Source organism: Dactylosporangium sp. NPDC049742 (assembly GCF_040674675.1).
Taxonomy (GTDB): domain Bacteria; phylum Actinomycetota; class Actinomycetes; order Mycobacteriales; family Micromonosporaceae; genus Dactylosporangium; species Dactylosporangium maewongense.
On sequence record NZ_JBFANF010000029.1, the window covers coordinates 36,480 to 57,922 of the forward strand.

A 21,443-nucleotide genomic window follows, 5' to 3' on the forward strand; every position below is an offset into this window, starting at 1 on the left:
CTTTCAGGAGGCGCTGATCGACACGTCGTCGAGGACGAAGCTGGTCTGCAACGACCAGTCCTCGACGCCGTTGAACTTCAGCGTCACCGTCTGCCCCGCGAACGCGCTCGCGTCGATGACCTTCTCCACGTACCCGTTGGTCTTGTCCAGGTTCGTGTACGTGGCCACGGTGGTGCTGCCGAGGGTGACGGTCAGCTTGTCGTAGACCAGGTTCTCGGTCTCCGCGGTGGTGATGCGGATCCAGAAGCGCAGCTGCACGGTCGTGCAGCCGGACGGGACCGCGACGGGCTGCGAGACGGTGTCGGTCTGCACCTGCCCGCCGCCGTTGAGCCACGCGTTGCGGGTGCCGCCGCGCGCCGGGTACTGCGACCACGTGCCGATCACGTTCGCGGTCGCGGTCCACGGCGACGTGCCGCTCTCGAAGCCACCGTTGCCGACGGGCTGCGAGGGTGTGCAGCCGCCGCCACCGGTGGTGACCGTCCAGGTGAACTGGGCCGACGCGGTCTTGTTCGCCGCGTCCTTCAGGGTCACCGTGACGTTCGAGGTGCCCGCCGTCGTCGCGCTGCCGGTGATCCGACCGGTCGACGCGCCGATGGACAGCCCGGCCGGGAGGCCGGACGCGCTCCAGGTGTACGGCGTGGTGCCGCCGCTGCCCTGGACCTGCACGTCGACCTGCTGGCCGACGACGGAGCTCTTGTTGCCCGGGTTGGTCACGGCCGGGTCGGTCGGCGTGCCGCCGCCGATGAACGCCGTGTACAGCAGCACGTTGGGCGAGCCGCTCCCCGCGCTGGTGATCTTCCCGGTGGTGCCGTTGTTCACGAGCGCGTCGCGGACCTGCGCCGGCGTCGCGTTCGGGTTCGCGCCGAGGTACAGCGCGGCGGCGCCGGCCACGTGCGGCGACGCCATCGAGGTGCCCGTCATCGTCGCGCTGCCGGTGTTGCTGGAGTACGACGCCGACACGATGCTCGTCCCCGGCGCGAACAGGTCCAGGCACGAGCCGTAGTTGCTGGTGCTGTTGCGGGCGTCGGAGCTGTTGCTGTTGCCGACGGTGATCGCCGCGCCGACCCCCTGCGGGCTGTAGTAGCAGGCGTCGTCGCCGTTGTTGCCGGCCGCCTGCACGAACTGCACGCCCGAGCTGATCAGGCTCGACACGGCGCTGTCCATGGCCTGGCTGCTGCACCGGCTGCCGCAGCCGATGGAGTAGTTCGCGACCGCCGGCTTCTGGGCGTTGGTGCGCACCCAGTTGATCCCCGCGATCAGGTCGTCGTTGGTGCCGCTGCCCTGGCAGTTCAGGACGCGGACCGAGACGAGGTTCGCCTTCTTCGCGATGCCGTACGTGGTGCCGACGGCGGTGCCCGCGACGTGCGTGCCGTGGCCGTGGCAGTCGGCGGGGTTGCTGTCCCCGTCGACGATGTCGGTGCCCTGCTTCACCCGGCCGCTGAACTCGGTGTGGCTCGCGTTGAGGCCGGTGTCCAGCACGTACACGGTGACGCCCTGGCCCGGGTTCGCCGGGTAGGTGAACGCCTGGTTCAGGGGCAGGCTCCGCTGGTCGATGCGGTCGTCGCCCCAGTTCGGCGGGTTGTTCTGGGTGTCGAGCACGGTGATGCGCTGGACCGCCTCGACCGACGCGACGGCCGGGTCTGCGGCCAGCCGCTGCGCCTGCTGCACGGACATGTTCGCCGAGAAGCCCCGCTGCACGCTGTCGAACACGTGCCGGGTCTGCCCGCCGAACCGGCCGGTGAGCCGCTGGGCCTGGGTGGCGATCGCGGTGGAGCCGTCCTTCAGCGTGACGATGTAGCGGCCTGCCACCGCGTCGGGACTGTCCGCGTACAGGATCGCGCCTTGCGCGACGGCCGCCGCCGGCGCGGCCACCGCGAAGGCGCCGGCCAGGGCCGCCACGAGCGCGGTGCCGGCCGCCGTAATTCGGTGGAACACGGTGAGACCTCCTCCGAGGGGATGCCAGCTCCGTGGCCGGGTCCGGTTGACGCCGACCCCGGAGGGCTGGAGCAGAAGGTAGGAGGACACGACCGGCGAAGGTCACCCCGCTGAACAGACGGCGACGATCTGCGCCGTCAAAACTGTTTATGAGTTGCGCGTGCTCACCGGCAGTGACCGGCGGATCGGTTGAGAAGTCAGCCGACGATGAGCCGACCGGCCAAAAGCTGCGTCGAATGGTGCGGGGAAAGATTGCTTCGTGCGAGGCTGGCCGCGGCACCCGCACCAGCTCAGGAGGCATGGATTGAGCAACAACCTGGACGTCGCGCTGAAGAGCGCGATGAACATCGAGGGGGCGTTCGCGGTCGCGCTCGTCGACTACACCAGCGGCATGACGCTGGGCACCCTCGGCGGCGGCGCCGACTTCGACATCACGGTGGCCGCGGCCGGCAACACCGACGTCGTACGGGCGAAGCTGCGCACCATCGAGATGCTCGGTCTCGGCGAGCCGATCGAGGACATCCTCATCACGCTCGACAGCCAGTACCACATCATCCGGCCGCTGCACTCCCGCAACGGCCACGGGCTGTTCCTGTACGTCGCGCTCGCGAAGGCGCGCGCCAACCTCGCGCTGGCCCGCCACCAGCTGCGCGCGATCGAAGAGGGCCTCGAACTGTGACGTCCAGCTTCTTCGGCGGCGCCCCCGACGCGGACGGCCTGCCGCGCAGGGAGAGCCTCGAGCCCGGCGGCGGCGGCGTCGGTCAGCTGCAGCAGCCGCGGCTGGGCGCGCGGCCGGAGCCGCTCGACGCCGCCCTGTCCCCGGTGCGCGCCGCGATGGCGGACCTGCGCCTGCGCGTGCCGGGGGTCCGCGGCAGCGTGCTCGCCGGCGTCGACGGCCTGCTGGTCACCTATGACCTGGGCGCGTACGACGCCGGCGGAGGCACCGAGCCGCACGACGCGGCCGCGCTGGCGGCGACGACGTTCGGCCTGGGCCGGCAGGTGGCGCTGGTGCTGGGGCAGTCACCGTTCCGGGACGCGACCATGCGCAACGACGGCGGCTACTTCACCGTGTACGCCGTGGACGGCAGCACGCTGCTCGCGGTGCTCGGCAGCGACGGGCTCAACGTCGCCCGCCTGCACCTGGAGGCCCGCCCGACCTGCCAGCAGCTCGCCGCGCTGCTCTGAGCCCCGCCCCGGCCCCGGTCCCGCCCGGCGCTGTGCCCGCCCCGCGCGGCGCCGGTCACCAGCGGTCGTGGTGCACGGCGTCGGCGAGCGGGGCCCGGCGGCGCCAGCCGTGCCGCTCCAGGTCGGGGACGGACTCCAGGTGGGTCACCGGGCCCAGGCACAGCCACGCGACCGGGCGGATGCCGGCCGGGACGCCCAGCAGCTCACGGACGAACGGCTCGCGGTAGAACGACACCCAGCCGACGCCGAGCCCCTCCGCGGTCGCGGCCAGCCACAGGTTCTGGATGGCGAGGCAGACGGAGTAGAGGCCGGCGTCGGCGATCGCGTGCCGGCCGAGGACCGCCGGGCCGCCGCGGCCGGGGTCGTACGTGACGACCACCGACAGGGTCGACTCCAGCACACCGTCGATCTTGATGCGGGCGAAGGCCGCGGCCCGGTCGGCGTCCAGCGTCGCGGCGAACGTGTCGCGTTCGGTGCGGACGTGGTCGTGGAAGGCGCCGCGCAGGGCGGGGTCGCGGACGAGGACGAAGTCCCACGGCTGGGACAGGCCGACGCTCGGCGCGGCGTGGGCGGCGCCCAGCACGCGGTCGAGGACGTCGCCGGGGATCGGCGCGCCGTTGAACTGGCCGCGCACGTCGCGGCGGCGGTGCACGACGTCGTACAGGTCGGTGCTCATCAGGGCAGGCTCCCGCTGCTCGTGGCCGCCCGTCACGGACGGCCGGTGACCGCGAGGCCGGTCTTCGGACTCTCGGATCAACGCCTGCACCGTCCGCCTTCCCAGCCCTGGGGCCAGTGACCGCGCACCGCTGGTGCGCATGGACGGCAGCTCCCCGATCACCGCGGCGGGCCCGTGCCGGATTCACACCGGCTTCCCGATTCTCCCCGGTCGCCCGGGGCACCTCGCTTCAGTTCGTGCCGTCCGGCAGCATACGCGGCGGCCCGGCCGGGCCGCGGCGATTGCGGACCGCCGGGGCTCAGGGCACACAGAGCCGGTAGTGGGTGGTGAGCCGGCCGTCCTCGACGAGGTGGAACGCGAGCGCCGGCGGCGGCCCGGGCCGGTCCCGGCTACCGCGGCGGGCGCGCGTCGGCCGCGGCGGTCTCGCGGCTACCGGGGTGGTGCGCGTCGCCCGCGGCGGTCTCGATGTGCTACCGCAGCAGGTGTGCGCTGCCCGCGGTTTCGAAGGCGGCGCGGACGTCGGCGATGCCTTCGGTGAAGTGGGCCCAGCTGTCGACGTGGACCGGGACCACGGTCTTCGCGTCCAGGAGCCTGGCCGCCGCCAGCATCCCGGCCGCGCCGAGGGTGAGGTCGGCGTCGCCGAGCAGCGCGGTGCGGGCCCGGCCGCCGAACAGGATCGCCACGTCGACGGACGGGAAGCGCTCCGCGACCGCGGCGACGACGTCCAGCGACGCGTTGTCGCCGCTGACGTAGACGGTCGGCAGGCCGTCGCCGTGCAGGACGAACCCGGTGACCGGGCCGGTGAGGTGCTCGGTGCCGTCGGGGCCGTGCTGCGCGGGGACGGCGGTGACCCGCACGTGGCCGTCGCCGCCGGGGCGGGGCAGGTCGGTGTGGGACCACGGCTCCAGGTCGGTGACCTGGCCGCCCAGTCGGGCGGCCGCCGCCGGGGTGCTGAGCACCACCGGTACCGACGCCGCGAACGCACGACCGAGGGTGTCGAGGTTGTCGGGGTGCTGGTCGTGCGAGAGCAGCACGACGTCGACGGCGCCGGCGTCCTCAGGGGTGCCGGCAGCGGGCTCGGTCTTGGTCAGCACGCGGCTGCCGAGCGGGTACTGCCCGGGCGGGTCGAACGTGGGGTCGGTGATGAACGTGACGCCACCGACGCCGAACACCACGGTCGGGCCGCCGAATCGCTGGAACTGCATCGTCATGGCTTCACCTTCGCCGGTCCCGGCGCCCGCCGGCAGTGGCTGGAACGCCATCCTCCGATACGATCGAGCCATGACGCGCTCGGCGACGACGGTCGGGGTGCTCATCGGCGACGGCGCGCCGATGCTGGAGGTCGCCGTGGCGCCCCGGGTGTTCGGCGTCGCGGCCGTCTTCGACGTGCGGACCGTGGGGGAGCACCCCGGCCCCCTGGCGACGACGGCCGGCATCGCCCTCACCGCCCCGCACGACCTCGACGACCTCGACACCGCCGGCGTCGTCGTCGTGCCCGGCTGGCGGGTGCCCGGCGGCGCGCCGGTCGCGCCCGGCATCCTCGACCGGCTCCGCCGCGCGCACGACGAGGGCGCCACCGTGGTCGGGCTGTGCCTGGGCGCGTTCGTGCTCGCCGAGGCCGGCCTGCTCGACGGCCGCCGCGCCACGACGCACTGGCGGCACCTGCCCGAGTTCGCTTCCCGCTTCCCCGCGGTCGACGTCGTCGAGGACGTGCTGTATGTCGACGAGGGCCCGGTCGTCACCAGCGCCGGCAGCGCCGCGGGCCTCGACGCCTGCCTGCACCTGCTGCGCCGCGACCACGGCCCGGCGCTCGCCGAAGCGGCCGCCCGCGCCCTCGTCGTCGCCCCGCACCGGGCCGGCGGGCAGGCCCAGTTCATCGAGCGCCCGGTCCCGCGGCTGCGCGCCGGCGACGCCGTGGGCGACGCGATGCGCTTCGCCCTGGAACACCTCGACGACCCGGCCCTGGACGTCGACCGCCTCGCCGCCACCGCCCACCTGAGCCGCCGCACGTTCGACCGCCGCTTCCGCCAGGCGACCGGCTCGTCCCCGCTGCGCTGGCTGCTCCAGCAGCGCGTCCTGCGCGCCCAGCACGTCCTGACCACCACCGACCTGGACATCGACGCGGTCGCCCGCGCGTGCGGCTTCACCGACGGCGTCGCCCTGCGCCCCCACTTCCGCCGCCAGGTCGGGATCCCGCCGCACTCGTACCGCGCCAGCTTCCGCACCCCCTGACGCCGCCCCGGCTCGGCGGTCCGGCGGCTCAGTGGGGGAGCAGGAGGGCGGGCAGCTCGCGCAGTGAGCCGATCCGGTGCGCCTCGCCGGGTGGGGCGGTGCCGGGGCGGTCGAGGTGGACGGCGCGCAGGCCGGCGGCGCGGGCGGGCAGGACGTCCAGGTCGTGGCGGTCGCCGACGCTCACGACGGTCTCCGGGGCGAGGCCCCAGCGGCGGCACGCCTCGGTGAAGACGGCGGGGTCGGGCTTGAACAGGCCGAGGGTCTCGGCGGTGTAGACGGGGCCGGCGAGGTCGCGCAGGCCGATGCGGGCGAGCTTGGCGGTCTGCTGCTCCTCGATGCCGTTGGTGAGGACGGCCGTGCGCAGTCCGGCCTGCCGGATCGCCGCCAGCGCCGGGCGGGCGTCGGGGTAGGCGGCCCACGACTGTTCGTACATCAGCAGAAAGCCGGAGAAGAGGGTGTCGAGCCGCCCGTCGTCCTCGCAGGGGGTGCCGACGGCGGCGAGGAAGTCGCGGAGCCGGCCGCGGCGCTGCTGCTGGAACGTGACCAGGCCGGCCCGCCACGCCTCGAGGTGCCGCTCCTGGACCGTCGCCCACAGGCTCCGGGTGCCGGCGTCCGGCTCGACCCCGATCGTGGGCAGCCAGCGCAGGAGGGCCGCGCTGACGGCGGCCTCGTGGTCGAGCAGGGTGCCGTCGAGGTCGAGCAGGACGCCGCACAGCTTCACGCCGCGCACTCTACGGGGTGACGTTCATAACCCTATTTCCTATCGGAAAAGCAGGTATACGATCGCCCGGTGGAAGGGGTCAGGGCGCGGTGGGTCGTCGCGGTCTGCCTCGGCGCCGGGTTCACCACGCTGCTGGACCAGTCGGTGCTGAACGTGGTCGTGCCCGCGCTGCGCGGCTCGCTGCACGCCGGCACCGCGTCGCTGCAATGGATCCTCGCCGGGTACTCGCTGACGTTCGGGCTGGCGCTGGTGCCCGCGGGGCGGCTCGGCGACCTGTACGGCAGGCGGCTGCTCTTCGTCGGCGGCCTCATCGTGTTCGCCGCGGGTGCGATCGCGGCCGCCACCGCCCGGCACGGCTGGGTCGTCGCCGCGGCCAGGCTCGTGCAGGGTTTCGGCGCCGGCACCGTCAACCCGCAGATCATCGGGCTGTTCCAGGACCTGTTCCGCGGGCGTGCCCGCGCCCGCGCGCTCGGGGCCTACGCCTTCGTCGGCGGGGTCGCCGGCATGCTGGGGCCGCTGCTCGGCGGGGCGGTGCTGCAGGCGGCCGGGCCCGGGTCCGGCTGGCGGCTCGTCCTGCTGGCGAACCTGCCGTTCGCGGTCGTGACGATCCCCCTCGCACTGCGCTTCCTGCCCCCCGGCCGGCCCGCGGGCCACACCGGCGACCTCGACCTCGGCGGCCTGCTGCTGCTCGGTGGCACCACCCTCGCCGCGCTGCTGCCGCTCGCCGGCACCGGCGGCGGCGCCTGGTGGCTGCTCGCCGCCGGCGCGGGGCTGGTGGCGTTCCTCGCGTGGGAGCGCCGGTGGACCGCGCTCGGCCGCACCGCGATCCTGCTGCCGGCGCTGACCCGCAACCGGGGCTACGTCCTCGGCGTGCTCGTGGCCATGTGCTACTTCGGCGCCACCCTCGCCCTCAACCTGGTGTTGTCGCTGTACCTGCAGGACGGCCTGCACCACCCGCCGCTCGCCGCCGCGGCGATCGCACTGCCGAGCGCGGTCGGCTTCACACTGACGTCGGCGCTCGCCTCGGGGCTGCGGCGGCGGGGGACCACGGTCGCGCTCGGCGTCGCGGTGGCCGGCATCGCGGCCTCGATCGCCTCGGTCGAGCTCCTTCCGGAAGGGCAGGTGGTGTGGGCCCTCGCGGTGGGGCAGTTCGTGACGGGGGCGGCGGGCGGCTTCGTCAACTCGCCGAACCAGGCGCTGACCCTGTCCCACGCGCCGCCCGGCGCCAACGGGCTCAGCGCCGCGCTGCTGCAACTGTCGCAGCGGCTCGCCGCGAGCGTCAGCATCGCGGCCGTCAGCGGCATCTTCCTGGCGACGGCGGCCGCGCCCGGCGGTCACACCGACGCGATGGCCCGCGGCGCGGCGCTGTGCCTGGGACTCGCCGCGCTCGGCCTGCTCTTCGCCGCCCTCGACCGCGACCGGCCCCGGGACGCGCCCGGCCCGTCGCCCGTCGCGGCCGGGCGCCCGTCGCGGGTGCCATCCGGGGACTGATCGCCGGCATCGGCCTCGCTATTGGTCGCCGTTGATGCGTGATGGCTAGCGTGGCCGGCGTGTACATCGCCCGGCCGGCGTCGACCGGTCCGCAGCACCGGGTCGTGGTCGGCCATCAGCTCTTCGGGATCGACGCGTCGGTCCGCGCGTTCGCCGACCGGCTCGCCGCCGAGGGGTGCCTGGTCGCCGTGCCCGACCTGTACCGCCGCAGCGCACCCGGCGTCGAGCTCCCCCAGGACGACGAGGGGCGGGCCCGCGGCTTCGAGCTGCTGCACCGCCTCGACCGGGACGAGGTCGTCGCCGACGTCGCGGCGGCGGTCGACGTCCTCGGCGGCGACCCGGCCGGCGTCAGCATGGTCGGGCTGAGCGTGGGCGGGCACGCCGCCTATCTCGCCGCCGCGCGGCTCGGGCTGGGGGCGACCGCGGTGCTGTACCCGGGCTGGCTCACCGGCACGCAGATACCCATCAGCCGCCCCGAGCCGACGGTGACGCTGACCCCGGCCATCACGGGCCGCCTGCTGTTCCTCGTCGGCGGCGCCGACCACGTCGTGCCGCCCGGGGACGTCGCCACCGTCGCCGCGGCGCTGCGGGACGCGGGCGTGCGGCACGAGGTCGTCGTCTACCCGGACACGCCGCACGCGTTCCTGCTGCCCGGTCCGCCCACGTACCGCCCGGAGCCCGCCGCCGACGCGTGGCGGCGGATCCTGGAGCTGATCACGGCCTCGTAGGGTTGGACGCATGCGCGCCATCCGCTGCGACCGCTTCGGCGGCCCCGAGGTCCTCTCGCTCACCGACGTCCCCGACCCGGAGCCCGGCCCCGGCCAGCTGCTCGTCGACGTCAGCGCCGCCGGCGTCAACTACGCCGACACGTATCGCACGCTCGGCACGTACAGCGGCGGCCAGACCCTGCCGTTCATCCCCGGCACCGAGGTCGTGGGGCGCACCACCGGCGGCAGGAGGGTCGCGGCGCTCACCTTCGCCGGCGGCGGCTACGCGGAGCGCGCCGTCGTGTCCACTGTGGACGCCGTGGACGTGCCGGACACCGTCGCCGACGGCGCCGCGCTCGCGCTGCTGGTGCAGGGCCTCACCGCGTGGCACCTGCTGCACGGCAGCGCCGCCCTGCGCCCCGGCGAGACGGTCGTCGTCAACGCCGCCGCCGGCGGCGTCGGCACCCTCGCGGTGCAGCTGGCCCGGCACCTCGGCGCGGGCCGGATCATCGCCGCCGCGTCCAGCCCCGCGAAGCGCGACCTCGCCGTGTCCCTCGGCGCCGACACGGCCGTCGACAGCGACCCCGGCGGCTACCCGGCCCGCGTCCTGGCCGCCAACGGCGGCGCACCGGTCGACGTCGTGCTGGAGTCGACCGGCGGGCCCGCGTTCACGGCCGCGCTGGAGGTCCTCGCGCCGCTCGGCCGGCTGGTCACCTACGGCGACTCGTCCCGCCTCGGCCGCCCGCCCGTCGACCCCTCGCTCCTCGCCGACCGCAGCGTCGCCGTGGCGGGCTTCTGGCTGCGCCCCGTCCTCACCCGCCCGGACGCGTTCGCCGGGCCCCTCGGGCAGCTGCTGGACCTGACCGCGTCCGGGGTCCTGCGGCCGCGGGTCGGGCCCGCGTATCCGCTGCAGGACGCCCGCCGCGCCCACGAGGACCTGCTCGCCCGCCGCACCACCGGCAAGCTCGTCCTCACCGTCGACCAGCCTCGCTGACGGCTTTGCTGACGGCTTTGCTGACGGCTTTGCTGACGGCTTTGCTGACGGCTTTGCTGACGGCTTTCACGACACGCGACCGGCCTTGCTGACGGCTTTCACGCAACGACCGCTACCGGGCCGGCGGGGCGAGGTGGCGGGCGAGGAAGGCGGTGACGGTGCTGGCGAGTTCCAGGCGGTGGTCGGAGAGCGCGTGGTCGGTCGGGAAGAGCGTGTGCTCGAGCAGGATGTGCGGCCGCTGCTCGTACGCGCGAACCAACGGCACATGGTGGATCTCGTGCGGGGTGACGGGGTCGCGGCCGGTGCCGATCAGCAGGACCGGGCGGCCCTCGAACGCGGGGGCGAGGCCGGCCAGGCGCCAGGCGGGACCGGCGGCGGTCATCTCGCGCACGAGGGACTCGCCGCTGGTGCCGCGCAGCGGGAGCAGGTCGCTGCCGAGCGCCGCCACGCATTCGGCCCGCACCACCGGATCCGTGCACAGTTGCGCCGCGGTGCCGACGTCGAACCCGGCGACGGACACGGTCGCGCGGACGGCGGGGTCGGCGGCGGCGGTCATCAGCGCGGCGAACCCGCCGAGGCTGTGGCCGGCGACCGCGACCCGCAACGGATCCAGGCGGTGCGTGGCCGCGAACGCCTCCTCGCGGACGGCGGCCACGACCGCGGCGGCGTCCTCCAGGACGTGCCCCCACGAGTAGTCGCCGCCCGTGCCCCACGAGCCGCGGTAGTGGAAGACGAGCGCCGCGTAGCCCGCCCGGCGCAGCGCCTGCGCGAGGTCGAAGTTGCGCTCGTTGCCCGGGAAGCCGTGCAGGAGCACGACGACCGGGTGCGGACCGTCCCCGGCGGGCAGGTGCAGGACGCCGGCGAGGCGCTCGCCGCCGCTGGTGAAGCTGACCGCGGGCGTACTGGCGTACGGGGGCGTCGTCATCGTCCGGACGCTAGCACCCGGGGACGGCCGTGCAGCGAGTTGTCCAACGGTGTCCAACGACAGGCGATAGACAGATGTCACATCGACACAATGCACGCATGGCGGCGTCGCAACTCGTACACGATGAAGCGTTCTGGAACTATCGGGAGCAGACCCGGCAGAACGGCACGCAGCAGCACACCGGACGGTTACGGGCCTGGCGGGAGGACGGCGGGCGGCTGCTGGCGATGCTGACCGTCCAGCCGTACTTCGAGGACTACGGCTGCACGATCCCGCAGCAGGTGCGGGCGAGGTTCCCGTTCTCGGGGCGGCTCGTCGACGTGGTTTCGTATGAGCCAGGCTGGTGGGGTGGCAGCTGCCGGTACCACATCGCGGACCCGGCGCACGTGAGCGTGCAACGGTGGATGTCGGTGGACGCGCGCGCGGTCGCCAGGCGTCTGGGGCCCGGGTTCCTGATCGACGACGAGGCGGACACGACGTTCGGCCAGCTCGGGGCGTGAGGCCGGTGTTGTCCGGTCCAGGTGGCGTAAATATCGGGTAAAACCGCATATATGCGGTTTTGCGTCCGTAGCGTCGGGTTGATGAGGATGGTTCACAGGCTGGTGGGCGCTCTGGCCGCCCTCGCGGTGACCGGTGCCCCGGCACTCTCCGCGCCCGCCACCGCACTCGTTCCTGTTCCCCCTGCGGCTTCCCCGTCTCCTTCGGGTTCGGTGCCTTCGTCTCCTTCGGCCTCGGCTTCGTCTCCTTCGGGTTCGGCCTCAGCTCCGGCTGCTTCGTCTTCGGCTGCGGCCTCGGAGGATCTTCGGCCGGCGCTGCTGACCGCGGCGGACCTGCCCGACGGGTTCGTGCCGATCGCCGCGGCCACCAACGACAACGGCGCGGTCACGCTCGGCGGCAACTTTCCCGGCTGCCCCTCGCTGGACCCGGTGACCGGCGACGGCACAACGGCCGCCGCCGTCACGTACAGCAAGGGCGCCGTCGGCCCGTACCTGACGCACGCCCTCGTGCACTTCCCGACCGGCGGCGCCGCGACGGCGATGGACAAGCTCGCCGCCGCGGTCACCACGTGCAAGTCGTTCAGCCAGGAGCTCGCCGGGATCACGGTCCGCTTCACGCTCGCGCCCACCGAGGTGCCGACGACGCTCGGCCAGCGCGCCTTCGGCGTACGCATGACCGGCGACACCGACTTCGGCATCGCGGTCACCGCCGACATCGTCGCCGTCCGCCGCGGCGAGTTCGTGCTGTGGCTCAACGACATGACCGTCGGCACCACACCCGCCGGCATGGTCACAACCCTCGCAAAGCCCGCCGCCGACCGCTGCGCCACCCGCATCAAGGGCTGCTGACCTCCGATTTCGCCAACACCACGACCACGTACTACGATGCGTAGCGAGCCCGCTCCGCGCCGAAACCACGATTTGGTGGCCGGTGTTACCGTGTGATGGTCGGAACACGTCACGGGCATCGGTCTCCTTCAACGAGTCGCGGCCGGCGAGTCCGCGGCTCAGAAGTGGCCCAGGAACCGCGGCGGAGTGGCCCAGGAACCGCGGCGGCTCAGTGGGCGACGGTGAGGACGACCTTGCCGGCTGAGCGGCCGGTCGCGACGAGTTCGTGGGCTCGTGCGACCTCCTCCAGCGGCAGGACGGTGTCGACCACGACTCGCAGCTCGCCCTTGTCGACCAGGTCCGCGAGTGACCGCAGCCCAGCGTGGTCGGGCTGCACGAGCAGGAATCCGGCCCGGCGGCCCTGCTGCCGGGCCTCGTCCGTCAGGTACGCCTCGGCGGGCGAAGCCAGGGACACCAGGATGCCGCCGGGGCGCAGGGTGCTCAGGGAGCGGGGGCCGTACTCGCCGCCGATGGGGTCGATCACGGCGTCCAGGTCGGTGGCGGCGTCCTCGAACTTGACCGCGGTGTAGTCGATCAGCTCGTCCGCGCCGAGGTCGCGGAGCAGGTTGTGCTTGGCGGGGCTGGCGGTGCCGATGACGTGCGCGCCGCGTGACTTCGCGATCTGCACCGCGAGGTGGCCGACGCCGCCCGCGGCCGCGTGGATCAGGACCCGCTGGCCCGGCTGGACGTCGGCGGTGTCGACGACCGCCTGCCACGCGGTCAGGCCGGCCAGGCCGAGGCCCGCGGCCTCCACATGGGACAGTCGGGCCGGCTTGCGGGCCAGGTGCCGCGCCGGTGACGTCACGAAGTCCGCGTACGTGCCGGCCGCCTCCGGCAGGCGTGGCATGCCGAACACCTCGTCGCCCGGCCGGAGCCAGGTCACGCCGAGGCCGGTCTCCTCGACGACGCCGGAGACGTCCCAGCCGAGCCGGACCGTGGTGCCGAGCAGGCCGCCGGTCGTGCGGTGCCACAGGTCGGTGGGGTTCACCGCGGTCGCGTGGACGCGGACGAGGACCTCCGAGATCCCCGGCTGGGGGCGGTCCACCTCCACGACCCGCAGCACCTCGGGACCGCCGAACCCGTCTTGACCGATCGCGCGCATCTTGTCGCTTCCCATCTGTTCGTACGACGTGTGTGCGTTCAGCGTCGCCGTGACAGGGGCCGCTTTCGAGTGGCCACATTGCCAGTATGTGCAAAGATCTGGCCATGGCAGCCACCGTGCATCGGGTCGTCGTCCTTGCCCTGGACGGGGTGTATCCGTTCGAGCTGAGCATTCCGAGCAGGATCTTCGGCACCGCCGGGCCGCTGCTGTACGAGGTGGTGACGTGCAGCCTCGACGGTGCTCCGGTTCGCACCGGCTACGACTTCGACGTCGCCGTCCAGCACGACGCGTCCGCGATCGACACCGCCGACACGCTGGTCGTGCCGCCGTTCGTGTGCGCGCCCGACGGGCCACGCGACTGGCTGCCCGCTCCGCTGGCCGCGGCGCTGCGACGGCGGCGTCCCGGGGCGAGGATCGTGTCGATCTGCACCGCCTCCTATGTGCTCGCCGCGGCGGGGTTGCTCGACGGCCGCCGCGCCACCACGCACTGGAACGACGCCGAACACTTCCAGCGCACGTTCCCTCAGATCGACGTCGACGCGTCGGTACTGTTCATCGACGACGGCGACGTGTTGACGGCGGCCGGCGCCGCATCGGGGATCGACGTGTGCCTGCACCTGATCCGGCGGGACCACGGCAGCGCGGTCGCCAACCGGGTCGCCCGGCTCTGCGTCGTGCCACCGTGGCGGGAGGGCGGGCAGGCGCAGTACATCGACCGGCCGGTCCCGGCACCGTCCACGGCGACGACGGCGGCGACCCGGCAGTGGGCCCTCGGCCGCCTCGACCGTCCGATCTCGCTGGCGGAGATGGCGGCGCACGCGAGGATGAGCGTGCGAACGTTCTCCCGCCGGTTCCGCGAGGAGGTCGGCATGACGTCGGGGCAGTGGCTGACCCGCCAGCGGGTGGAGCACGCCAGGCGCCTGCTGGAGACGACCGACCTGCCGGTCGACCGGGTCGCCGCGGAGTCGGGCTTCGGCACCGCCGCCTCCATGCGCCAGCACCTCGCCGGCGCCATCGGCGTCCCGCCAATGGCCTACCGCAACACGTTCCGCACGTCCGCACCGGCCTGACCCGACGCATCGGCCGAGGCAGCCGCGACCGCGGGAGCGGCAGCCTCGGAAGCCGCCGCCTCCGACGCGATGGCATGGGCGGCGGCGGTACGGAACTGCTGCGTCTCGATGACCCACCGGAGATGGTCCCGGTCACGTGGTGGCATCCGGGTCAGCAGATCGGCGACGTAGCCGGCGGGGAGAACGGTGACGAGGCCGTCGTTCGGCCATCCGTGGGGCGGGGCCGCGAGCACCAGCGCCGCGGCGTCCGGAGCGAGCGCGGTCAGGAACCGGGCGGCGACGTCAGGCGGTCGCCACTTCAGATGCTGGGCGGCCCGCAGGGGTGTCATCGCCGCGAGTCGCGCCGCGGCGTCCCCGAAATCCATCAGCAGCAGGATTTCCGTCCGTTTCGGGCGGGGGAACCGGGCGGCGGCCGCCGCGGGTGGCATGGCGGCGAGCAGGCGGGCGGCAAGCGGCTCCGGCATCGCGTTGAACATCCAGGCCGCCGAACGTGGCTCCATGGCGGCGATCGCACCGGCCAGCCCGGCGACATCCGGCGTCGCAGGGTCCGCAGCGGACAGGAGGGCCGCGGCGATTCGTGCGGCGGGGGCCGGTTCGAGGGCCTCGAACACCGCGGTCACGTGTGGTGTGTCGAGGCCGGCGAGCTCCGCGGCGGCGACGGCCGGGGGCAGTGCGGCGAGGTCGGCGGCGGGCCGTGGGTGGGTGATCGGCACGCCGAGCGTCCGGCGCCAGCGGCGCCACGAGCGGGTCGTCAGGCTCTCGCGCGGGTGGTCGATCAGCCACAGCAGATAGTCGGCGCGGAACCGGACGGCCTGGTCGGGCGAGTCGGCCGCGGTCCTCAGCCGGTCCCGCAGCGACGGTCCGTCGAGGAAGCGGGCCAGCTTCACAGGATGGCGTCCGGAGCGGGGTTGGCGCGGTCCGGTGCCGGCGTGGACGGCGTCGAGCACCAGGTCCTCCAGCACGGCCCGGGCCTGCTCGGACGCGCCGTGGCGGATGAACGCGTCGTCGGGCCAGGCGCCGCGCGGCCAGCGGGGGCCCACCCGGCTCCACTCGGCCGGGAACTGCCGCCGCCACTGTACGAACAGCAGCGCGTACGGCTCGAGCGCGCGCAGCTCGCCGGCGGTCAGGTCGGTGGTGTACGCGGCGTACGCGGCGACCGGGTCGGCGAGGGTGCCGGTCGGGTGGGACTCGTAGCGCCGCCAGAGCAGCGCGACATGGCGCTCCACCGCGGCGGCCCGGGCGGCGGGGTCGGCGGAGACGAGGTCGAAGACCCACGCGTACGCGGGCAGGGTGCGCAGGTCGAACCAGCCCACGGTCACTCCGACAGCAGGGCGGAGACCTGCGGGGAGAACGTCGCGTGCAGGACCAGCGCCGCACCGCCCACGACGGCGGCGTCGACGCCGAGGGGGGACAGCGCGACGTCGACGACGCGGATCTGACGGGCCAGGGGGCGGGTGGCGAGGGCGCGGACGACGGCGTCGCGGAAGCGGTCCTCGACGTGGCGGATGCCGTGGCCGCCGAGGATGACCAGGTCGACGTCGATGATGTTGACGACGTTGACGACGACGGTGGCAAGGTGCTCGGCGGCGGCGTCGATGACGGAGACGGCCAGGGGGTCGCCCGCGGCGGCGGCGAGGCAGATCGCCGGATGGTCCACGGTGGACGGGTCGGCGCGGAACGCGGCGGCGAGCGACGACTCAGGCACCCCGGCAACCACCGGCGACTCGACCACCGCAGCGGCACCGGACGACGCCCCGGCAACCGAGGCGGCGCCGGACGATGCCCCGGCAACCGAGGCGGCGGCGAGCGATGGCTCGGCAACAGGGGCGGCGGCGAGGAGTCGGTGCGCGGCGGCGACGATCGCGGGCGGGTTGACCAGGCTCTCCAGGCATCCGCGGTTGCCGCAGTAGCAGCCGGGCCCGTCGTCGGCGACGGTCGTGTGGCCGAACTCGGCGGCGTTCATCGAGCCGCCGCGGAAGACCTGGTGGCCGAGGACGAGGCCGCCGCCGACGCCGGTGCCGAGGTGGAAGTAGGCGAAGTTGGCGACGCCGCGGCCCGCGCCGGCCCAGCGTTCGCCGACGGCGGCGGCGGTCGCGTCGTTGTCGAGCGTGACGTCGAGGCCGGTCGCGGTGGCGAGCATCTCCTTGATGGGCACGCGGGTCCAGTTGGCCAGCTGCGGCGGTGAGATGACCATGCCGACGTGCTGGTCGATCGGGCCGGGGGCGGCGAGGCCGAGGCCGAGGACCCGGTCGCGCTCGACGCCGGCCTCCCGCAGGACCTCGTCGACGAGCTCGGCCATCGCGGCGGTCACCACGGCCGGGTCGGCGGGGCGCGGGGTGGGGCGGCGGGCGGTGACCAGGGGGCGGCCGAGGAGGTCGACGACGACCGCGGCGAGCTCGACCGGGTCGAAGTGCAGGCCGACGGCGCGGCCGGCGTCGGCGTTGATGCGCAGGACGGTGCGGGGCTTGCCGCCGCTGGAGCTGCGGGCGCCGTCCTCGTGGACGATGCCCTCGTCGATCAGCCGGCGGACGATGCCGGAGACGGTCTGCGGGGTCAGGCCGGTGTGCTGCGCGATCTCCACACGGCTGACGCCGTCGGCCAACTGAATCTGATCCAGCACCACAGCCCGGTTGTATTGCCCTACTTTAGGGAGGTTGGTCCCTACCTGTCGCACCCGTTACCGCCTTCGCACCCGTTGCTCATCACATCCTCTCCCAGGACGTTGACTTTGTAAAACAATTTGATTTACGCTCGGACACACGCAGCTCACCGCCCAGACACGAGACCGTGCCTCGCGAGGCAGCGTCATTACCGGATTGTTACCAACCAGTCCAGCTGGCGGCTTTGCAAAGTCTGCGATCTGAAATAAGTTGGTCGCCACAACAAATGTGCCAACTGGCGTTCCCCCGGAGGCAACATGACGAGCAGCGCTCCGGTCTTGCTGGAGATGCGGTCGATCACCAAGGAGTTCCCCGGCGTCAAGGCGTTGTCCGACGTCAACCTGGTGGTCCGGTCCGGCGAGATCCACGCCATCTGCGGCGAGAACGGCGCCGGCAAGTCCACTCTGATGAAGGTGCTCAGCGGTGTCTACCCGTATGGGTCCTACGACGGCGACATCTTCTACCAGGGCAACCAGGTCCGCTTCCCGGACATCCGGTCCAGCGAGCACGCCGGCATCGTGATCATCCACCAGGAGCTCGCCCTCGTCCCGGGCATGTCGATCACCGAGAACCTGTTCCTGGGCAACGAGCCGAAGAAGTTCGGTGCGATCGACTGGCAGGCCGCCAACAAGAAGGCCTACGAGCTGATGGCCCTGGTCGGCCTCAAGGAAGACCCCGACACCCTCATCAAGGACATCGGCGTCGGCAAGCAGCAGCTCGTGGAGATCGCGAAGGCGTTCGCCAAGGAGGTGCGGCTGCTGATCCTCGACGAGCCGACCGCCGCGCTCAACCAGAACGACTCCCAGCACCTGCTGGACCTGCTCAAAGGGTTCAAGGAGCGGGGGATCACCTCGATCATGATCTCGCACAAGCTCAACGAGATCGAGGCGATCGCCGACACCATCACGATCCTGCGCGACGGCAAGACCATCGAGAGCCTCGACGTCAAGGGCGACGGGGTCAACGAGGACCGGATCGTGCGGGGCATGGTGGGTCGCGACCTCAACAGCCGCTTCCCCGACCACACGCCGAAGATCGGCGAGGTGTTCTTCGAGGTCCGCGACTGGACGGTCCGGCACCCGATCTCCGCCGAGCGCCTCGTGTGCAAGAACTCGGCCTTCAACGTCCGGCGCGGCGAGATCGTCGGCTTCGCCGGCCTGATGGGTGCCGGCCGCACGGAGCTCGCGATGAGCATCTTCGGCCGGTCCTATGGGACCTGGCTGTCGGGGCACATCTTCAAGGACGGCAAGGAGATCGAGCTCAAGTCGGTCTCCGAGGCCATCAAGGCGGGCCTTGCGTATGTCAGTGAGGACCGCAAGGCGGTCGGGCTCAACCTCCTCGACGACATCAAGACGTCGATGGTCGCGGCCAAGCTGTCGAAGATCTCCCGCAACGGCGTGCTCGACCCGATCAAGGAGCACTCCGCCGCCGAGGCATACCGCAAGAGCCTGCGGGTCAAGACCCCGACGGTCGACGAGGGCGTCACCAAGCTCTCCGGCGGCAACCAGCAGAAGGTCGTCCTGGCGAAGTGGATGTTCACCGACCCGGACCTGCTGATCCTCGACGAGCCGACCCGCGGCATCGACGTGGGCGCCAAGTACGAGATCTACGGGATCATCCAGCAGCTCGCCGACCAGGGTAAGGGCGTCATCGTCATCTCGTCCGAGCTGCCCGAGCTGATCGGCCTGTGCGACCGCATCTACACCGTGTTCGAGGGCACCATCACCGGCAACATCGAACGCCGCGACGCCAACCCGGAACTCCTCATGAAGCAGATGACCTCCGCGAAGACCGCGCCGACCATGAAGAAGATGCCGACGTCATGAGCCGATTCAAAGACCTGCAGAAGAACCTCTTCGGAGGCTCGACCTCCAACGCCCGGCAGTTCGGGATGATCTTCGCGCTCCTGGCGACCATCCTGTTCTTCCAGTTCAAGACCGACGGCCTGACCCTCACGTCCGGCAACCTGATCAACGTCGTCCTCCAGGGCTCGTACATCCTGATCCTGGCCATCGGCATGCTGATGGTCATCGTGGCCGGTCACATCGACCTGTCCGTCGGGTCGGTCGCCGCCTTCGTCGGCATCATCGTGGCGAAGGTCATGAAGGAGTGGGACCTGCCCTGGTGGGCGGCGATCCTCTTCGGCCTCGGCGTCGGCGCGATCGTCGGGGCGTGGCACGGCTTCTGGGTCGCCTACATCGGCGTGCCGGCCTTCATCGTCACGCTCGCCGGCATGCTGCTGTTCCGCGGCGGCAACCAGTACATCGGCAACGCCGACTCGGTGCCGGTGCCGGCGGCCTTCAAGGAGATCGGCGCGGGCTACCTGCCCGAGGTCGGGCCCGACACCGGGTACAACAACCTGACATTGCTGCTCGGCCTGGCCGCCTGCCTCGCCGTGGTCTACCGGGAGTACCGGGCCCGGCAGGTGCGCTTCGCGATGAACGCGGACCCGACCCCGGTCTGGGTGTCGGCCATCCGCCTGGCGGTCATGCTCGGCGTGATCATCTTCGCCACGCTGCGCTTCGCCGGCGGCCGGGTGGGCACCAGCTTCCCGATCTCCGGCATCATCCTGGCGGTCCTGATCCTCTGGTACTCCTTCTACACCCGCAACACGGCCGGCGGCCGCTACATCTACGCGGTGGGCGGCAACTCCCGCGCCGCGGAGCTGTCGGGCGTGAAGCTCAAGCGGGTCAACTTCTTCGTCATGTTCAACATGTCGGTCCTCGCCGCTCTGGCCGGCATGATCTTCGTGGCCCGTTCCGGTGCCTCCGGCCCGCAGGACGGCCTCAGCTGGGAGCTGGACGCCATCGCGGCCGTCTTCATCGGCGGCGCGGCGGTCTCCGGCGGCCTCGGCACCATCAGCGGCTCGATCGTCGGCGGTCTGGTCATGGCCTTCCTCACCAACGGCCTCCAGCTGCTCGGCACCGGCGCCGACAAGACCCAGATCATCAAGGGTCTGTTCCTGCTCGCCGCCGTCGCGTTCGACGTCTACAACAAGAGCCAGGGTCGCTTCTCGATCATCGGATCGTTGAGCAAACCCTTCCGCCGGGAGTCAACCGGAGGTCCGTCCGCACCAGCCGGAACCGGACAAGAGGCCGCCAAGACCCCGGTGGCCGGCTGACGCCCTGTCCCGCCCCAACACCCGCACCTCCATCCGAAGAAAGGCAATCCAGAACATGCGCAAGTTCCTCACCAGGAGCCTCGCCGTCAGCGCGGTCGCTCTGCTCGCACTCGGCACCGCCGCCTGTGGCGACTCGGAGCGCGAGGGCAGCAGCAGCCCGAGCGGTGCTGCCGCCAAGGGCTTCGCCGCCGACTCGCTGATCGGTGTCGCGCTGCCGTCGAAGACGTCGGAGAACTGGGTGCTCGCCGGTGACCTGTTCACCAACGGCCTCAAGGACGCCGGCTTCAAGTCCGACGTGCAGTACGCCGGTGCCTCGACCACGGTCGCGGACCAGCAGGCGCAGATCTCCGCCATGGTCACCAAGGGCGCGAAGGTCATCGTCATCGGCGCCACCGACGCGGCGCAGCTCTCGACCCAGGTCAAGGCGGCCAAGGACGCGGGCGCCAAGGTCATCGCCTACGACCGGCTCATCACCCAGACGCCGGACCTGGACTACTACATCGCGTTCGACAACTTCAAGGTCGGCCAGCTCCAGGGCCAGGCCCTGCTGGACGGCATGAAGGCCAAGAAGGCGACCGGCCCGTGGACCGTCGAGCTGTTCTCCGGCTCGCCGGACGACAACAACGCCGGTGTGTTCTTCAACGGCGCGATGGACGTGCTCAAGCCGCTCATCGACAAGGGTGACGTCATCGTCGGCTCCGGCCAGAAGGACGTCAAGCAGACCGCGATCCAGGGCTGGAAGGCCGAGGGTGCGCAGCAGCGCATGGACTCCCTGCTGACCTCGACCTACACCGCCGGCAAGACCCTCGACGGTGTGCTCTCCCCGAACGACACCCTGGCCCGCGCGATCATCACCTCGGTGAAGGCCGCCAACAAGCCGATCCCGGTCGTCACCGGCCAGGACTCCGAGGTCGAGTCGGTCAAGTCGATCATGGCTGGCGAGCAGTACTCCACGATCAACAAGGACACCCGCAAGCTGGTCGCCGAGACCATCAACATGGTCAAGGCGCTGCAGGCCGGTAACGAGCCGACCATCAACGACACCAAGTCCTACAACAACGGCGTCAAGGTCGTCCCGTCCTACCTGCTCCCGCCGGTGATCGTGACGAAGGCCAACGCCGCTGAGGCGTACGCCAACGACCCGAAGCTGTCCCCGCTCACCAAGTAATTCAGAGCGACACAGCGATCAAGTAGTACGAGGCAACTCACCGTCGTGGGCCCCCGGAACACGGTTCCGGG

General features: G+C 72.3%; 20 protein-coding genes and 1 riboswitch. Of the genes, 12 read left to right on the forward strand and 8 right to left on the reverse strand.

The annotated features are described in order from the left end of the window. Positions 1 to 3: 3 nt before the first annotated feature. Positions 4 to 1,935: a S8 family serine peptidase gene (locus AB0J72_RS30850; RefSeq protein ID WP_363404658.1), complete on the reverse strand. Its 1,932-nt coding sequence runs from the start codon at positions 1,933 to 1,935 to the stop codon at positions 4 to 6. A 340-nt stretch (positions 1,936 to 2,275) separates the two neighbouring features. Between AB0J72_RS30850 and AB0J72_RS30855 the strand changes: the two genes are divergently transcribed. Then, positions 2,276 to 2,614: a hypothetical protein gene (locus AB0J72_RS30855; protein ID WP_344504439.1), complete on the forward strand. Its 339-nt coding sequence runs from the start codon at positions 2,276 to 2,278 to the stop codon at positions 2,612 to 2,614. Then, complete coding sequence (locus tag AB0J72_RS30860; RefSeq protein ID WP_363404660.1) at positions 2,611 to 3,120, forward strand: roadblock/LC7 domain-containing protein; 510 nt, start codon at positions 2,611 to 2,613, stop codon at positions 3,118 to 3,120. Before AB0J72_RS30855 ends, AB0J72_RS30860 begins: the two co-directional genes overlap by 4 nt. 55 nt (positions 3,121 to 3,175) lie before the next feature. On the opposite strand, the gene bluB is transcribed toward AB0J72_RS30860, so the two are convergent. Beyond that, positions 3,176 to 3,796, reverse strand: coding sequence for a 5,6-dimethylbenzimidazole synthase (bluB, locus tag AB0J72_RS30865; RefSeq protein ID WP_363404662.1), 621 nt, complete (start codon positions 3,794 to 3,796; stop codon positions 3,176 to 3,178). A 37-nt stretch (positions 3,797 to 3,833) separates the two neighbouring features. Then, positions 3,834 to 4,038, reverse strand: a riboswitch (cobalamin riboswitch). Between the two features lie 228 nt (positions 4,039 to 4,266). Then, on the reverse strand, positions 4,267 to 5,007 hold the full coding sequence (locus AB0J72_RS30870; protein WP_363404664.1) for an MBL fold metallo-hydrolase: 741 nt from the start codon (positions 5,005 to 5,007) through the stop codon (positions 4,267 to 4,269). A gap of 70 nt (positions 5,008 to 5,077) precedes the next feature. Here AB0J72_RS30870 and AB0J72_RS30875 point away from each other — a divergent pair, with 70 nt between their 5' ends. Further along, on the forward strand, positions 5,078 to 6,028 hold the full coding sequence (locus tag AB0J72_RS30875) for a helix-turn-helix domain-containing protein (RefSeq protein WP_363404666.1): 951 nt from the start codon (positions 5,078 to 5,080) through the stop codon (positions 6,026 to 6,028). Positions 6,029 to 6,056: 28 nt separating this feature from the next. Here AB0J72_RS30875 and AB0J72_RS30880 read toward each other — a convergent pair whose 3' ends face one another. Then, a complete protein-coding gene (locus tag AB0J72_RS30880; protein WP_363404668.1) occupies positions 6,057 to 6,749 on the reverse strand; it encodes an HAD family hydrolase in 693 nt (230 codons plus the stop codon). 69 nt (positions 6,750 to 6,818) lie between these two features. On the opposite strand from AB0J72_RS30880, the gene AB0J72_RS30885 reads away from it, so the two are divergent. The 3 genes from AB0J72_RS30885 to AB0J72_RS30895 are packed head-to-tail and all read left to right on the forward strand — an operon-like array spanning position 6,819 to position 9,941. Then, positions 6,819 to 8,240 carry an MFS transporter gene (locus AB0J72_RS30885; protein WP_363404670.1) on the forward strand — a complete coding sequence of 474 codons (1,422 nt, stop codon included), beginning with the start codon at positions 6,819 to 6,821 and terminating at the stop codon, positions 8,238 to 8,240. A gap of 59 nt (positions 8,241 to 8,299) precedes the next feature. Continuing rightward, complete coding sequence (locus tag AB0J72_RS30890; protein ID WP_363404672.1) at positions 8,300 to 8,968, forward strand: dienelactone hydrolase family protein; 669 nt, start codon at positions 8,300 to 8,302, stop codon at positions 8,966 to 8,968. A gap of 10 nt (positions 8,969 to 8,978) precedes the next feature. Continuing rightward, positions 8,979 to 9,941 carry a zinc-binding dehydrogenase gene (locus tag AB0J72_RS30895; protein ID WP_363404674.1) on the forward strand — a complete coding sequence of 321 codons (963 nt, stop codon included), beginning with the start codon at positions 8,979 to 8,981 and terminating at the stop codon, positions 9,939 to 9,941. A 112-nt stretch (positions 9,942 to 10,053) separates the two neighbouring features. On the opposite strand, the gene AB0J72_RS30900 is transcribed toward AB0J72_RS30895, so the two are convergent. Next, positions 10,054 to 10,866, reverse strand: coding sequence for an alpha/beta fold hydrolase (locus AB0J72_RS30900; protein ID WP_363404676.1), 813 nt, complete (start codon positions 10,864 to 10,866; stop codon positions 10,054 to 10,056). A 98-nt stretch (positions 10,867 to 10,964) separates the two neighbouring features. On the opposite strand from AB0J72_RS30900, the gene AB0J72_RS30905 reads away from it, so the two are divergent. Together AB0J72_RS30905 and AB0J72_RS30910 are read left to right on the forward strand one after the other, a co-directional pair. After that, on the forward strand, positions 10,965 to 11,366 hold the full coding sequence (locus AB0J72_RS30905; protein ID WP_363404678.1) for a hypothetical protein: 402 nt from the start codon (positions 10,965 to 10,967) through the stop codon (positions 11,364 to 11,366). 345 nt (positions 11,367 to 11,711) lie between these two features. After that, the gene (locus AB0J72_RS30910; protein ID WP_363404680.1) at positions 11,712 to 12,212 is read left to right on the forward strand and encodes a hypothetical protein; all 501 of its coding nucleotides are present in this window, start codon (positions 11,712 to 11,714) and stop codon (positions 12,210 to 12,212) included. Positions 12,213 to 12,420: 208 nt separating this feature from the next. Here AB0J72_RS30910 and AB0J72_RS30915 read toward each other — a convergent pair whose 3' ends face one another. Next, positions 12,421 to 13,353 carry an NADP-dependent oxidoreductase gene (locus AB0J72_RS30915; protein ID WP_363404681.1) on the reverse strand — a complete coding sequence of 311 codons (933 nt, stop codon included), beginning with the start codon at positions 13,351 to 13,353 and terminating at the stop codon, positions 12,421 to 12,423. 104 nt (positions 13,354 to 13,457) lie between these two features. On the opposite strand from AB0J72_RS30915, the gene AB0J72_RS30920 reads away from it, so the two are divergent. Continuing rightward, positions 13,458 to 14,423: a helix-turn-helix domain-containing protein gene (locus AB0J72_RS30920; RefSeq protein WP_363404683.1), complete on the forward strand. Its 966-nt coding sequence runs from the start codon at positions 13,458 to 13,460 to the stop codon at positions 14,421 to 14,423. On the opposite strand, the gene AB0J72_RS30925 is transcribed toward AB0J72_RS30920, so the two are convergent. Continuing rightward, positions 14,387 to 15,736: a hypothetical protein gene (locus AB0J72_RS30925; RefSeq protein WP_363404685.1), complete on the reverse strand. Its 1,350-nt coding sequence runs from the start codon at positions 15,734 to 15,736 to the stop codon at positions 14,387 to 14,389. The two genes, AB0J72_RS30920 and AB0J72_RS30925, sit on opposite strands and share 37 nt — an antisense overlap. A 2-nt stretch (positions 15,737 to 15,738) precedes the next feature. Further along, entirely contained in the window at positions 15,739 to 17,043 is a 1,305-nt protein-coding gene (locus AB0J72_RS30930; protein WP_363404687.1) for an ROK family transcriptional regulator, read from the reverse strand. Positions 17,044 to 17,340: 297 nt separating this feature from the next. Here AB0J72_RS30930 and mmsA point away from each other — a divergent pair, with 297 nt between their 5' ends. The 3 genes from mmsA to AB0J72_RS30945 are packed head-to-tail and all read left to right on the forward strand — an operon-like array spanning position 17,341 to position 21,372. Further along, complete coding sequence (mmsA, locus tag AB0J72_RS30935; protein WP_363404689.1) at positions 17,341 to 18,909, forward strand: multiple monosaccharide ABC transporter ATP-binding protein; 1,569 nt, start codon at positions 17,341 to 17,343, stop codon at positions 18,907 to 18,909. Continuing rightward, positions 18,906 to 20,204, forward strand: coding sequence for a multiple monosaccharide ABC transporter permease (gene mmsB / locus AB0J72_RS30940; RefSeq protein WP_363404691.1), 1,299 nt, complete (start codon positions 18,906 to 18,908; stop codon positions 20,202 to 20,204). Before mmsA ends, mmsB begins: the two co-directional genes overlap by 4 nt. A 55-nt stretch (positions 20,205 to 20,259) precedes the next feature. Further along, the gene (locus AB0J72_RS30945; RefSeq protein ID WP_363404693.1) at positions 20,260 to 21,372 is read left to right on the forward strand and encodes a sugar-binding protein; all 1,113 of its coding nucleotides are present in this window, start codon (positions 20,260 to 20,262) and stop codon (positions 21,370 to 21,372) included. Positions 21,373 to 21,443: the final 71 nt, after the last annotated feature.

Coding starts and splice junctions, on each gene's coding strand:
- AB0J72_RS30920 (WP_363404683.1), top strand. CDS start 13,458: ATGGCAGCCACCGTGCATCGGGTCGTCGTCCTTGCCCTGGACGGGGTG.
- AB0J72_RS30945 (WP_363404693.1), top strand. CDS start 20,260: ATGCGCAAGTTCCTCACCAGGAGCCTCGCCGTCAGCGCGGTCGCTCTG.
- AB0J72_RS30900 (WP_363404676.1), bottom strand. CDS start 10,866: ATGACGACGCCCCCGTACGCCAGTACGCCCGCGGTCAGCTTCACCAGC.
- AB0J72_RS30915 (WP_363404681.1), bottom strand. CDS start 13,353: ATGCGCGCGATCGGTCAAGACGGGTTCGGCGGTCCCGAGGTGCTGCGG.
- AB0J72_RS30870 (WP_363404664.1), bottom strand. CDS start 5,007: ATGACGATGCAGTTCCAGCGATTCGGCGGCCCGACCGTGGTGTTCGGC.
- bluB (WP_363404662.1), bottom strand. CDS start 3,796: ATGAGCACCGACCTGTACGACGTCGTGCACCGCCGCCGCGACGTGCGC.
- mmsB (WP_363404691.1), top strand. CDS start 18,906: ATGAGCCGATTCAAAGACCTGCAGAAGAACCTCTTCGGAGGCTCGACC.
- AB0J72_RS30875 (WP_363404666.1), top strand. CDS start 5,078: ATGACGCGCTCGGCGACGACGGTCGGGGTGCTCATCGGCGACGGCGCG.
- mmsA (WP_363404689.1), top strand. CDS start 17,341: ATGACGAGCAGCGCTCCGGTCTTGCTGGAGATGCGGTCGATCACCAAG.
- AB0J72_RS30905 (WP_363404678.1), top strand. CDS start 10,965: ATGGCGGCGTCGCAACTCGTACACGATGAAGCGTTCTGGAACTATCGG.
- AB0J72_RS30855 (WP_344504439.1), top strand. CDS start 2,276: ATGAACATCGAGGGGGCGTTCGCGGTCGCGCTCGTCGACTACACCAGC.
- AB0J72_RS30895 (WP_363404674.1), top strand. CDS start 8,979: ATGCGCGCCATCCGCTGCGACCGCTTCGGCGGCCCCGAGGTCCTCTCG.